Consider the following 14531-nt stretch of genomic DNA (forward strand, 5'->3'; position numbering starts at 1 on the left):
AGTACCAGCACAAATGAAAGTACTTTTCTCATTTTGAAATTCCTCCTTTAGAATTCTTCGAAGGGGAGTTTATTCGTTTTGGTTTGCTCAAATCATCCTCCCCTTCTGAAGATAATTTGACATTATTACAGAGAGACAAAACTCGTGTATACGTTGATTTCAAAGGGATTTATGATATATTACGTTAGATTTAAATAGACTTGGGCGAATGATAAAACGTCTCATTTTATGCGATTAACTATTCGGAAAACAGTGAATAAAAATGCAAAAAGAGGCCTTTGCGAAACAGCACTAAATGGTTTCTGTTTAGTGAGATCAGTTAGAAAAACACATAAAATAATTACAAAAATATACAGCGCATTATTTACTTATGAATAAATTACTTTAGATTAAATAATGGCGTAGTGCAGGAGAGATTTTCGCGGCACAGGTTTTACTTCTCCTTTTTAAATATCCCTTGACTAAAATTTGGATGCGGTATAATATTAACTTAAATAAAATTAAGTTAATATATTTTAAGAAAAGGAATGCCATGTTTATTGGAAGAAAAATTGAATTAGAACAGATGAATCGACGTTACCGCTCTAATAAGTTTCAATTTGTCGTTATGTATGGAAGGCGGCGTGTGGGCAAAACATTTTTGCTTACAGAGTTTATTAGAGATAAGAAAGCGATTTACTTCGCAGCGGAACAATATAATGAAAAATTACTGCTTGAAAAATTTTCTGCAGAAATACTTGCGGTCTGTCCCAGCAATTTATTTCAGAAATTTGATAGCTTTGAACAAGCTATCCGTTATCTGGCTGAAAGAGCCGCTGATGAACGGCTTATTTTGATTATTGATGAATTTCAATACTGGGCTCAACAAAATAAAGCTTTAATCTCACAATTACAGAATCTGATCGACCAACTTTTGCTTCATACGAAACTATACCTGGTTCTGTGCGGTTCTTATGTGAGTTTTATGGAAAGTGAAGTTCTTGGTTATCAAAGTCCGCTTTACGGACGGCGTACTGCTGAATTTAAACTTGATCCATTTCACTATAAAGAAGCCGCTGAAATGCTTCCCGGATACGATTCGATCCAAATGATGCAGGCCTACGGCGTACTTGGTGGAATGCCAATGTATCTGGCTCAGTTTGACGATGTATTATCATTAAAAGAGAATATAATTGATACTGTCGTCGCAAAAGGAGGGCTTCTTCACAATGAACCCTTGTTTGCATTAAAGCAAGAGCTCAGGGACCCGGCCCTTTACTTTTCGATCATTGAAAGCATTGCCAGAGGAAGCAGCCGGTATAATGAAATCTGTACAAAGGTGGGGGTAGACTGCGGCGCACAGCTTCACGCGCTGATTCAACTGGGTATTGTGAAGAAGGAGCTGCCTCTCGGCAGTCCTAAAACAGCAAGAAAAGCGATTTACAAGCTTCAAGACAACTTGTTTTCCTTCTGGTTCCGATTTATGAGCGAGGGAAATCTTTTAATTGAACAAGGGAAATATGAGTTGATGTACGACAGGATCATTCAGCCCGATTTATCAAACTACATGGGGCATACGTATGAGGATATTTGCATTGACTTGCTGGCGCAGGCAAACGCAGAAGAATTGCTTCCCACTTTATTTCTTCAAATTGGAAGATGGTGGGGCAATCATCCGAAAAAAAGGCAGGAGATAGAGATCGATATCATGGCAAAAGATGCCGATGATACATTGCTTGTGGGAGAATGCAAGTGGCGAAATGCGCCGGTCGACTTACCAATCCTGCTGAACTTGATAGAAAAGGCGGATATGTTTCCCCAGGGGAAAAAGTATTATCTGTTGTGTTCTAAATCCGGATATAAAACCTCCCTGCTGGAATACGGAAAAAAATTAGGGAATGTATTGATATTAGATACGGATACCTTAGAATTTAAATTATGTTAACCGAAATCAATCAAAGCAACGAGCAGACTAATCGACTGCTCGTTACTTTTAATTTCTCCATTCTATAACGGTTGATTTATAACATGAACTAACCTTTCAAACATGTATAAGTATACATTTAACCTTTGATAAACGTATACTTATTCTTTTGTTTTTGTCTCGAATCTGTTTGTTATTCAAATTGCATCACATCATTATTAATCACAATAAGTCCATGGAATTCAACCATTACAGCCGTTTACAACAACTTGAATAATGTCAAATTATCTTCAGAAGGGGAGGATGATTTGAGCAAACCAAAACGAATAAACTCCCCTTCGAAGAATTCTAAAGGAGGAATTTCAAAATGAGAAAAGTACTTTCATTTGTGCTGGTACTGTCTCTGGTTCTGGGAAGCTTTGGAATGTGCTTCGCAGCAACGGCCACTACGCCGAGCACCTTAAGCTTGAGCGATATTAATGGCCAGGACTGCGAGGATGCAGTCCGTGTGTTGACCAGCCTGGACGTAGTTTCCGGTTATGAAGACGGAACCTACAAGCCGGAGCAGACAGTAACGAGAGCGGAGATGGCGTCTCTGATCATCAAGGCTCTGGGACTGAAAGAGACCGATGCTGTACCGAAATTTGCGGACAGCAGGACCCACTGGGCGAAGGGATACATCGCTTATGCCAACACGCTGGGCATCATCAGCGGCAGAAGCGAGACCGTGTTCGATCCCGACGCAACGGTAACCTATGACGAGGCGACCACCATGCTGATCAAGGCTTTGGGCTACACGGACGAATCGTTGGTTGGAACCTATCCGGCCAGCTTCGTATCCAGAGCGAAGGTCCTGGGCATTCTGGATGGGATCCAGACCGGAACTGCCGGTGCCAACAGAGGCGATATCGCGATCATGCTGTATCAGACTCTGGATCAGGCTATCGGTAAGGTCGACAAAGATGGAAACTTTGTTGCAACCGTAATCGAGTGGAGCAAGAACGGTGGGAATGCTACAGATGCGAAAAAGTATGACACCATGCTGGATCGTCTGGGCGCTGACATCGTAGATGGCGACTCTAAATATGCGGACGTTGACGATGAAGCCTTCATGATCATCGGCGACGAGGACTCCCTGATCAATTTGACACCGTACAGAGGTGCACTGGTAAGCGCTTATGCAAACAGCGATGATGATATCATTGCAATCAAAGAAGTTTTTACCACATTTATTAGTGGTAACTTCGACAATGCTGACTTCGATACCGATACACCGTTTATTCTGTCTGATGGCGCCGAATATACCATGAAAAAGGATGCCCTGACGGATCTTGATGGTGGCAGCAAATATGATGTCGTCACTTTCCTCAACGGAGATGATACCAAACTGGATGGTCAATCCGGAACACTGCTGGCCTATCTGCAGACTCACAATAATGCGGACGATCAGACCCGTACTGCCTTTACGCTTTCTGTAGAACTTTCAGGAAAGAAGATCGAAAACATTTATGCAATCCAGCAGTGGGCCATGAAGGATGGAACACAGGTTGACGCAGATGACATCAAGGACATTGACGCAAACCACAAGCTGTTGGGTGTTGATTTTACAGAAGACAACAACGGAGATATCGATCTGGACGAATTTGAATTGCTGGGAGTAGAGTCTCTGGATAAGATCGCGAAAGACAATGTTGTTTATGTATACGACAACAATGACAAAGAAATCGAGAGAATTGCCGTAGGAACCGAAACCATTTCCGGCGAGGTTACGAAGACCAATGCTGCAAAAACCAAAATCACGATTGATGGAAAGACCTATAAGTACGCATCAGTTGAACTCGATGGCAACAAAATTGTTAACGATGCAGTTGCTGCCGGAAAAATTGAAGCAGGCGACGAAGTAAAACTGTATTTAGATGCTTATGGTTATATCTTCGACTATGATGAAATTTCTGGGCAGGCAGATAACTACGCGATCGTTCTCGAAACCGAGAATAAAGATGGAAACAAGATTTCCTCCGGAGCAAAGATTAAACTGTTCCTTGCTGACGGAACGGCCAAAGTGTTTGATGTAGATGAAGACGAAATTTTAGATGCCGGAATTATTGACAGCACCGATAGTGATACTGTAAAGTCTGACGGTACCAAGGGTGCTAGCGCAGCTGGAACAGATGGCCATTGGAATAACACTACCATTACCGCAGGTTCCATCATTAAGTATGGCGTAGACAAGAGCGGTACCATTACTGACATCGAAGCTAAGGGTGCCTATAACACAACAGACAATGGTCTTGATGTGAGAACTGCATCTGGTGAAGACATCACAGCTAAGGGCTACTATGGTGGTCAGGAAATCGGTAAAGATGCAGTTATCTTTAACTATGATTACGCTACCACCAGCGCGATCGGCGGAGACTTGACAGATGATGACAATTATTCCGTAGCTAAGTATGACAATATTCTGGACAGCGAAAATGTAACAGCATTCTACGTCTATGATAAAGATGATAAAGAAATCACTGCGATGTTGCTGTTCGACGTATCCTCCGGAACCGACGTATATGGCGTAGTAGTTGGAAACAAATACAACACCAGTGATTCTGAGGGTGAATTCGATATGCTGATCGATGGCAAACCTGTTACCTACAATGGTAAAGATACACTTGTAGGTAAGGGCTATAACAATGGTGGCGGAAGAAGCGGAAACGACGCTCTGTACAGAGTGAAGTTTGATGCTGACGGAGATATTAGCAGCTTTGAAGACTGGTATACCTCTGGCGACAAAGTGTTGAAGGCTCAGATCAATATGAGCGGTGGCAGAACTGCTACACTGAACAGCAGAGTATTTAAAGCCAGCGTTGCTTTCGATACCGTAACCGCAGCTGGGTTCTCCAACAATACATCTGCGGCAGGAAAGATTACTGACGAGGTTACACTGGACAGAGATGCTTACGTTTACAAGTACAGCTACAAAGATGGTGAGTGGCAGCTTGGAAGCACCAGCGATCTGAGGAGCCTGAATAATGGTACTTCAAACGGCGATATCGTGACCTTCTACGATGTTGTTGATGAAGATGGCGTGTTTGACGTCGTTCTGATTTGGGAGAAATCATCCGGAGCTACTACTGGCACCAATACTGGTTCTGTGACATACGGAAATGTTTCCTCAATGGCGATTACCTTCGATTTGACGCCGGATACAACGACTGTTGGCGCAATCAAGAGTGACGTTGCAGGCAATAGCATTACAAGTGTAAGTGCTTTAAGCGCAACAGTTTCAAGAGCAGGTTCTACGTCCGAATTAAACGCCAATGCAAAGATCAATAGTTCGAATGATTATGTTGTGACGATTACGGTTACACCTGATGTTAATGAAAACTTTGCAAAGGCGATGACTCTCACTGTAAATGGTGATACGGTTACCACTTATAAGAGAGATGGAAACAAATTGATAATCACCTATAACTTATCGTTATAAGTCCAGTAAAACGTCAGGGTTCGTACGAACCTTGTGATTAACAACGTAAGACTTTAGAGTAAAAAACACGTCTCGGATTACATTAACAGTGTACCGAGACGTGTTTTCTTGCATATGTAAAGGTTATTACCGCAACTGCAAGCGGTGAAGCTTATACCAGCGTTAAAGTAACGGTGGTAAGGTAACGCTTGTATTTGAAATCTTGTTAAGACTGGAAAACCGGCGCGTATAAAAACACTTGACTTTTCAGGTTTTATTGATATGCAAAAGTAGAGCAGTATAATACAGATAAGGCCAGATACCGAGATCTGGCTATGCCCTTATGTAGTTTTATCATCAATAAACAAATTCCCTGACGAACACAGAAAAATGTCGTCAGGGAATTTTGTTTACAGTCCAAGAGCCTATTGAACAAACTCTTTTGTACTAGTTATTTTAGATATGATTTACCTTAACGGTGATCTTCGCATCGTTGTCGAACACTACCGTAATAGTACCGCTCTGTCCAACCGCAATTCCAGTCTTTGTCAGACCAGTTTCTGTCAGCTTCAGCACGTAGCTTGCGCTCAAATCGTAATCGGCATTCGCTAACTGAACTCCATTAAACGTCATCACAGACTTAACAAAGGAAGCACCGCTCGGCAGAGTAATCGTCGCACCTGTGCAATTGAAAGCACCAGTAGTGGTTACAGTAATTTCCTTGCTGGACGGAGCAGGAGTCGGTGTGGAACCAGACGTCCCGGTTTCATCGATGAGGATGATATCATAAATGCCATCTTCATCCTGAACATCATAGAAGATTACCTTAGACCCATCCTTCAGATTTCTCAGATCGCTGGTACTGCCTAACTGCCATTCCTCATCAACTCTATCCCATACATAGATGTATGCGTCTCTGTCAATAGTAATACTGTTGGGGATAGATGTTACTGCTCCAGCAGTTGTATAGCTCAAAGGATCATTGTAACTGAAGGTTCTGTTATTCAGAGTCGGTTTCTTAGCAGTATCAACAGTAGTCAACTCAGCTCTGATCTGTTTGTCTCCAGTTGCAAATCCAGTTCCGGCACTCCAACTGGTGAAGGATTTGACATCGCCATCAGTATCATATTTGATCAAGCTCAGATCCTTATACTTATTGCGGCCAACATCTGACTTATCGCCATTCTTGTTGACTCCTGCACCATCGATCAGCATATCGAAATACGCACCGGCATCAGAATTGTTCTTACCGGATCCTACAACAACACCGTAGATGTCATCAGAGGATGTTACATCAAAGACAACCATGGCCACAATTTCTTTATCGTCATTGTCGTACACATACAAAGCTCTTACATCATCTTTATCGAGGATTTTTTCATAGCTGGCAACACCGTAATCATCGGCGTCGTCCATGTCGCTGCCTAATACAAAATTATCTCCGTCAAAGTTGAAGATTACAGCGTCAGAAGCAATGCTGGCGCCATCATAATAACCTTTTTCTGTGATGTTAGCTTTTTTGGAAGCAGCCATGTTATCGATAACGTCAATCGCATTATCAGTGACGTTGGCAACACCGGTATTTCCACCAGGAACACTCGCCTGAGCTCTGATATCTGTAATTACGCCACTCTTATCAACACCGTACTTGATAAGCGTTCCCGGTTTAATGGTATTTGTATTCCACGCACCCGGAGTCGGATTCAATGCAGATGTTGTTACGGCTTCTTTATCGTCACTTCCGATGATTCCGCCGTCCAGAATCTCGTCTTCGTCAACTTCAAACACTTTGTTTGTCCCATCAGCCAGGAACAGTTTGATCTTTGCAGAAGAAGAAATCTTGTTGTCTTCTTTGTCTTCGGTCTTTAATACAACGGCATAATTATCAGCCTGACCAGAGATCTCGTCATAATCATAGATGTATCCATAAGCATCCAGATAGATTTCGATTTCATCACCAGTATCTACCTTTGTATCAAGCACGGCATCACTAGAAATTCTATTATTTTTCAATTCGTTGCTTGCATACTTATATTGCGTACCGTCGATCGTGATCTTGCTTCTGCTGCTGTTCATTTTGGTCACTTCTCCCTTAACGGTGTTCTGACCTACAGCTACTCTAGCAATTTCCTCATCGTCATTGGCATATACATAAACAACGTCATCCTTTTCGATTTTGTCCAGAGAATCAACGCCAATCAGCTCGAATGCATCCAGATCAATATCGCCATTATTATCTTCGGGGAAGCTTACGCCCAGAAGCTTATTGTTGGTTTTGATATCGCTGATATCATCAGCGTCAACCATATCACCATTTTTGATATCCCACTTTAAAACGGAGTGGATATCTGTAATTTTCTTACCAGACAATTCGACAGCCAGGGTATACTGTGTTTCTTTAGCAATCGTCCCAACAGTCTTTTCATCTCCGTTAAGGAATTCTATGATGTCTTCTTTGAGGTCAAGGAGAGCATCGGACTTCATGGTGTATTCAGTTCCGTCAGCCAGTGTGAAGACAGTATCCGTATCAAAGTTGTCATCCCCGAACGTTCCGGCTACAAAAGTAGTAAATACTTCTTTGATTGCGATAATTTCATCATCACTATTTGCATAAGCGCTAACAACCGCTCCTCTGTACGGAGTCAGGTTGATCAGAGCGTCTTCCTCAGCTGTGATTACAAAAGCTTCATCATCAACTTCAGTCTTCTTGTATGCATTCTTTGCTTCATACATTTCAGCGCCCAGACGATCCAGCATGGTGTCATACTTCTTCGCCTGAGTGGCGTTTCCGCCGTTCTTTTCCCACTCGATTACAGTCGCAACGAAGTTTCCATCCTTGTCAACCTTACCGATGGCCTGGTCCAGAGTCTGATACAGCATGATCGCTACGTCGCCTCTGTTGGCTCCGGCAGTTCCGGTCTGGATTCCGTCCAGAATGCCCAAAACCTTCGCTCTGGATACGAAGCTGGCCGGATACGTTCCGTTCAGAGCCTCGTCCGTGTAGCCCAGAGCTTTGATCAGCATGGTGGTGGCTTCGTCATAGGTTACGGTCGCGTCGGGATCAAATACGGTCTCGCTTCTGCCGCTGATGATTCCCAGCGTGTTGGCATAAGCGATATATCCCTTCGCCCAGTGGGTCTTGCTGTCTGCAAACTTCGGCACAGCGTCAGTCTGCTTCAGTCCCAGAGCTTTGATGATCAGAGACGCCATCTCCGCTCTCGTTACTGTCTGCTCCGGCTTGTAGGTTCCGTCTTCATATCCGGAAACTACGTCCAGGCTGGTCAGCACGCGTACGGCGTCTTCGCAGGCCAGACCATCGATGTCAGTCAAGGTTTTCTTGACCGGCGTGGTGGTTTCAGCCGCAAAAGCCATTCCGAAGCTTCCCAGAACCAGAGACAGTACCAGCACAAATGAAAGTACTTTTCTCATTTTGAAATTCCTCCTTTAGAAATTCTTCGAAGGGGAGTTTATTCGTTTTGGTTTGCTCAAATCATCCTCCCCTTCTGAAGATAATTTGACATTATTCAAGCGGCTGAGATTCAATATAATTGTTGGAATTTCAACAGATTTCAATTTTTTTATTATTTGATGGGAGGAGAAATAACAAATGAAAATCAAGAAAGATTTTTAGAATTAAATGGTAATATTGAATGCATAAATATTCAAAAATAAAAACGGATTAAGCACCTTTTAAGAAAAAAGGTGTTGTCGCTAAAACGTTATTCACAAAAAAACAGGGTATTACATGTGCAATACCCTGTTATGGATCAAACTATTAAGGTAAATCTTTTCTCTCTGTGCCGGCGCCCTGGGTGTACCCCAATTCGTAAACAGCAAGATCATAATCCGTGATCGCTGCCGCCAACATCATATCATCATTGAAGGCTTTTAACTGTGCACCCTGTACATCGTCCAAAATCGCTATGCCCGCGTCGTAGGAGATCTGAGTCAAGCGAACATTTTCTTTTGAAAAGTCACAGTTTGCTCTCGCAGCTTCAATTGCAAGCCGTTTTTCCTCCAACGCATTGTACTGGTTTCTCACGTTCATCTCAAGATATATGGGTGCATTTTTAACCGACTGTAATGCACTATCATAACCCAGCTGCTGTTTTTTGTAGGTGGAAGACGCAGTGGAGATAGTATATTTCATACTGTCAAGTGTAGCTTTCTGAATGTCGGCGTACAGCTGCGCGTATGCCACATCCATGCTGTTTGCTTTTGCATTGGCGATCGCCTGATCCAGCGTCACGGTAGGGTATTCGAGTTCTTTCAAAGTATCCGTCAGAATAACTTCCTGAGTCAGATCATATCCCAACAAAAGATTTAAACTCATTTTAGCTTCGGCCAATTTTACTTCAGCCGTTTTCAGGCTGCTTTTCGCCCCCACTACGGATGTTTCCTGGGACATTACTTCTTTTTTTGCTGCGACACCTGCACTAAACTTTTTCTGAACATTTTCCAGCAGGTTGTTTTGAACCGTTAAATTATCCTGTGCCGCTTTCACGCCATCCTGCGCCTGCAGTACGCCATAATAAAGCTGCACGGTCTCTTTCTCAATTGCGTTCATATCTGCCTGATAGTTCTTGTCCATGTTCGCTTGAGCGTAGGCCTGATTCAATTTGTTTATTTTCTGTTCCAGCACACTGCTGCTTTCGTTGTTGCCTTCGAGAATTCTCTTCAAATTTTTAGCCGTCTCTGAGTATTTCTCTGTTGCCGCTTTATCTTCCTGTCTCTTGATTTCGGCGGTTTGTGCTTTAATTCCTTCGGTCTGCATTTGCTTTATTGCCTGATCCAGCGACAATTTGATCGGGCCGGAAGCCGCACCCGATATTTCTGCTCCGAAGGCCGTAACGCTGCCTGCAAGCAACATTACCCCGCACAGAGCAATACTGATAAGTTTCCTTTTCATTCTCCGCGTTCCTCTTTTCTTTTAAATTGGATAGTGTCCATTACAAATATTTTTCTGCGTCGCGTTTGGTAACATAGACAACGACATCGGCGACCGCAGATTTATCATCGGTCACATCATAAGCCCGTATCTTTGCTCCTGCATCGATATCGCTAAGACTGCCTTTTTCGTAACCGTCGATTGACCCTCCGTCAAATGTAGCTTTATAATATACTGCATCGTTCAAAATCGTGAGTTCCTTTGAGTCAGATGCTCCTGCTTCTGTTACAGTAAGCACTCTCTTAGAACGATCCGACACATCCGCCCAGTCGCCCGATCCGGCCAGAACTGCATAATGCTTTGGTCTACCCTCATTCGGATTCTGATAGATGTCTTTTACCGTCTTATCCATATTAAATTTAATATAATAAAGTGACCCGTCGTATTTGATCGGATCGGAGAGATCAGTCTTATCAGTGTTCAGTTTATAGGTTTCGCCATTCATAAGGAACTCGATCTGAACTACGTTGCTTCCATCTTTGTCTACCACCTTAGAATAGCCATTGATCATCCCAAAAGCTCCGCCTGCATCTTTAAAAATTGCAGCGTCATTGTCTGATGGTGTGACGGAACTACCGGTGGTGGGTTTATCATCGCTTCCATTGCCCTCGGGACTCTCAGAATGGTACTTGTCATAAATTTGTTCTGACACTGCAGACACCATCATGGCTACATCGCCTCTGGTTGCGGCGTTATCCCCATTTTCTCCAATGGGTACATCTTTTAATATTCCAAGTTCCTGTGCTTTCGCAACATAACTTGCCGGATAAGTCCCCGATAGATCTTTATCCGAATAACCCATTGCTTTTACTAACATCGTGGCGATCTCATTGTATGTCACATTGTTCGACGGCTTAAATATACCATCGCCATAGCCGCTGACTACCCCCTTTTCAGCTGCATAATTAACAAATCGCTCCGCCCACCCATATTCCTTCATATCGCTGAACGCGGATTTTGCAGCATTCAGCTCAGCGTCGGAGGGATCAATTGCATTTACGATGATCGAGCAGACCTCCGCGCGGTCGATAGGCTGTTCCGGTCTGAAAGTGCCGTCGGAATAGCCCTTTACGATTTCTTTTTCAACCAGCTTTTTAACCGCAGTCTCGTACTTTGTTCCCAGGACATCAGAGGGTATTGTCGTATCTGCAGCAAAAGCACTGATGCTTCCGGTAACGAGAAGCATCGATACCAATATAAACGATAACGTTTTCCTCATTTCTTCATTTCCCCTTTCTATTTTAGCCGATTTAATATTGACCAGCACATTTTAATTATATAGGGAAAAGGGGGCGAGTTCAATAAATGATTCCTTAGCAGAAGTATTCTTAACTGTTTTGTAATACTTTTTTTTATTTGAGTCGGGATACAGATGGGAATTAAACAAAACGTTGACAATGGTAACGCCTGTTTCAAATTGCATAATCATGTCGCATGATGTAGAATTAAACCATAAGTGCAGCTCAAAAGGGAAGTGTAGATGTTGTGTGTTACATAAATTACAGGAGGATTAGAATATGAATAAGGTACTGGCTTTTTTACTGACACTGTCAATGGTGCTCAGCTGCTTTGGAGGTTCGGCAGTTTGGGCAGCTGATTCATCCGGATATTCTGGCTCGCGTGTTTTCTATGCAGCAACCCCATCGAATACTTCTACAACAGGAACGTCCGTTGCGGCGACCGGGCCATCGGTGGATATATCGGCATCTGCAAAATCTAAGGTTTTTTCTGATATTTCAGGGCTTCCTTGTGAGGAGGCGGTGAAAGTGCTGTCAAACCTGAAGGTAATCAGTGGCTACAGTGATGGAACCTTTCGTCCCAGTGCAGTGGTTACACGTGCGGAAATGGCTTCTCTCATCGTAAAGGCATTAGGAATGGATGGTTATGACGGAGGCAGGAGTCTGTTCACCGATACAAAGGGGCATTGGGCAGAAAACTATATTACCTATGCAAACAGTATCGGAGTAATTTCTGGAAGGTCCGCAACGATCTTTGATCCGGACACTACGGTATCCTATGACGAGGCTGTTACAATGCTCGTAAAGGCCCTGGGATATACTGATGCCGTTCTGACCGACAATTGGCCGCTGAATTATGTTTCAAAAGCCCAAGATCTGGGAATTTTAAAAGATATTCAATCAGGGGCGTCAGGCGCTAACCGCGGCGATTGTGCCATCATGCTGTATCAGACATTGGATCAATATATTGGAAATGTGAGAAAAGGTGTTTTTGAAATCACCAGTGTCTATAAAAAAGGAATTACAGATGCAAATGCAGCTCCGGGTACCCTGGCCCCCGACACGATGATGGTACGTTTGGGAATCGTAATGCTGCCGGAGTTTATAGTCCGCGGCAACGAAGACAGTCTGATCAACCTGAAAGATTATCAGGGAGCTTGTGTATCAGCATATCAGAATTCCGATGGCGATATCATTGGTATCAAGGAAGAGAAAAGCATTTTCCTCACTGGAAAGTTTCAGGATTCTTATAATAAATTCAAAACGGATTCAGAGACATACAGCCTTGCAGGAAGTGCTTATCGCCCGGATCAGGTCTATTTATTTGAGCAGGGGGGATTTACGCCGACTATTGGCGTTCCTCTGACTCAATTGGTTATGGAGGATGAGTACACGTTAGCCGCCGAGGTATCGGGACGACAAATCAGAAAGATCTATTCGGTAAGCAAATGGGATTCTATTACGGCAGAGGCTACGGCTACGATCGTTAATAATATTAAGAACGGGAAAAAGATAAACACAACGGTCAAGTTTTATTTAGATGATTATGACAAGATCGATATGAATGAATTTTCGCTTGCCGGAGTTCCTACTTTGAGTGCGATTAAGACTGGCAATGTTCTGACCTACTCCGTTGATTCCGACAACTATGTGAAGAAATTGGCTGTGGGCACACAAGTGATCACCGGTCCGGTCTCCAAACTCAGCGGCGATAAGGAAAAGGTCACAATTGATGGTAAAGAGTATGAAATGTATGATGGCAGCGCATTTAAAGATGAGATTAAAGTAGGCAATACGGTGAAACTGACTTTGACATACAGTGGAAAAGTCTTTAAAGCTGAACGTTCCGGTACGACTTCAAAGGATACTTACGGGATCGTGATCGCAATTTCATTGGGAGACAATGCAAGCTCCAGCATTGATGCTGAGGATCCACAGATCAAGCTCTATACTTCCGCTGGAACCGAAAAAGTATTTGATCTGGATGCGAAAGCATTGGTTGACGGCAATTACCTTGCAGAGAGTACTGGAAACGGGAAAGTGTCTTATGTGACAGCCGGCACTATAAATGCTGAATTAGGTAAAAATACAGTTGTCAAATATGATCTGAATACTCAGGGAAAAATCAATGTGCTCGAAGTGGTTCCGGCGGCTAAGATGAAGTTGGTCACATCGATGAAAGTCACAGCGCAGGGCGCACTGGATGGTCATGCAATTTCTGCTGATGCCGTATTATTTATTGCGGACCATGTGGACAGTGACGGCAGCAAATATGTGGTTGAAAAGGATTATTCCACGACTACCAAAACCCGTCTCTTAAAAAAGACTCTGACCAGCGCTGTGTACGCTCTCAACGATAAGGAGCAGATCGGTGTCATGGTGCTTCAATCAAACAGTGCAAGCGATGATCTCTATGCAGTAATAAATGATTTCTACTCTGACAACAGCGACGCGGGTTACGGGGTGGAATTGATCATGGATGGTACCAAAGCTACCTACCATACCAAGAACAACTATTCATCACTGGTCGGCCCGGCCAGCGCACTGCAGAAAGTAAAGCTGAAGGCGGATGGAACAATCGATTCCCTGACAGAGATCAAGGCTGATCAGGAAAAGGTCATAACGAAAATCACTGGAAGCGGCGTTACTTTTATAGAAGATAACGGCCGGCTGAAGATCGCCAGCACTCAGGCGAACGCTGATAGTGAGGATTATGATATCTTCAACAAGATGCTGGGAGATAAAGTCGTGATTTACGCTTGGGATCATAAAGAAGATGAATGGGTAGTCGGCGATACGTCGGATCTGAATGACGCGCTTACAAAGGACGATGAATACATTTATGTTTATGAATTAGATTCCGTTGATAACCCTGCCACCGTTACACATGTTGTCGTATATAAAAAATGATTTAACACAAAAAAACCGTTGCGATCAAAAGACGCAACGGTTTTTTAGTTGTATTACTTTACAATAGGTGGTGTC

The 14531-nt window shown here is 43.2% G+C and carries 6 protein-coding genes; 3 read left to right on the forward strand and 3 right to left on the reverse strand.

All coding sequences use genetic code 11. The features are described from left to right. Window positions 1-532 precede the first annotated feature (532 nt). Both E0E37_RS09775 and E0E37_RS09780 read left to right on the forward strand, forming a co-directional pair. Entirely contained in the window at window positions 533-1924 is a 1392-nt protein-coding gene (locus tag E0E37_RS09775; RefSeq protein ID WP_165445309.1) for an ATP-binding protein, read from the forward strand. A 346-nt stretch (window positions 1925-2270) separates the two neighbouring features. Beyond that, window positions 2271-5381 (forward strand): S-layer homology domain-containing protein, encoded by a 3111-nt coding sequence (locus E0E37_RS09780; RefSeq protein WP_130862875.1) that lies wholly within the window; start codon window positions 2271-2273, stop codon window positions 5379-5381. 435 nt (window positions 5382-5816) lie between these two features. Here E0E37_RS09780 and E0E37_RS09785 read toward each other — a convergent pair whose 3' ends face one another. The 3 genes from E0E37_RS09785 to E0E37_RS09795 all read right to left on the reverse strand — a co-directional run bounded on the left by E0E37_RS09785 (window position 5817) and on the right by E0E37_RS09795 (window position 11527). Beyond that, the gene (locus tag E0E37_RS09785) at window positions 5817-8789 is read right to left on the reverse strand and encodes an S-layer homology domain-containing protein (protein WP_130862876.1); all 2973 of its coding nucleotides are present in this window, start codon (window positions 8787-8789) and stop codon (window positions 5817-5819) included. A 346-nt stretch (window positions 8790-9135) separates the two neighbouring features. Further along, window positions 9136-10269, reverse strand: coding sequence for a TolC family protein (locus E0E37_RS09790; RefSeq protein ID WP_130862877.1), 1134 nt, complete (start codon window positions 10267-10269; stop codon window positions 9136-9138). Window positions 10270-10309: 40 nt separating this feature from the next. Further along, window positions 10310-11527 (reverse strand): S-layer homology domain-containing protein, encoded by a 1218-nt coding sequence (locus E0E37_RS09795; protein WP_130862878.1) that lies wholly within the window; start codon window positions 11525-11527, stop codon window positions 10310-10312. 298 nt (window positions 11528-11825) lie between these two features. On the opposite strand from E0E37_RS09795, the gene E0E37_RS09800 reads away from it, so the two are divergent. Next, window positions 11826-14456, forward strand: coding sequence for an S-layer homology domain-containing protein (locus tag E0E37_RS09800; RefSeq protein ID WP_130862879.1), 2631 nt, complete (start codon window positions 11826-11828; stop codon window positions 14454-14456). Window positions 14457-14531 lie beyond the last annotated feature (75 nt).

It is taken from the genome of Bacilliculturomica massiliensis (genome assembly GCF_900605495.1).
Taxonomy (GTDB): domain Bacteria; phylum Bacillota; class Clostridia; order Peptostreptococcales; family Anaerovoracaceae; genus Bacilliculturomica; species Bacilliculturomica massiliensis.

What these genes read in the sequence shown, in the direction of transcription:
- E0E37_RS09800 (WP_130862879.1), top strand. Translation starts at nt 11,826, where the DNA reads ATGAATAAGGTACTGGCTTTTTTACTGACACTGTCAATGGTGCTCAGC.
- E0E37_RS09785 (WP_130862876.1), bottom strand. Translation starts at nt 8,789, where the DNA reads ATGAGAAAAGTACTTTCATTTGTGCTGGTACTGTCTCTGGTTCTGGGA.
- E0E37_RS09780 (WP_130862875.1), top strand. Translation starts at nt 2,271, where the DNA reads ATGAGAAAAGTACTTTCATTTGTGCTGGTACTGTCTCTGGTTCTGGGA.
- E0E37_RS09790 (WP_130862877.1), bottom strand. Translation starts at nt 10,269, where the DNA reads ATGAAAAGGAAACTTATCAGTATTGCTCTGTGCGGGGTAATGTTGCTT.
- E0E37_RS09775 (WP_165445309.1), top strand. Translation starts at nt 533, where the DNA reads ATGTTTATTGGAAGAAAAATTGAATTAGAACAGATGAATCGACGTTAC.
- E0E37_RS09795 (WP_130862878.1), bottom strand. Translation starts at nt 11,527, where the DNA reads ATGAGGAAAACGTTATCGTTTATATTGGTATCGATGCTTCTCGTTACC.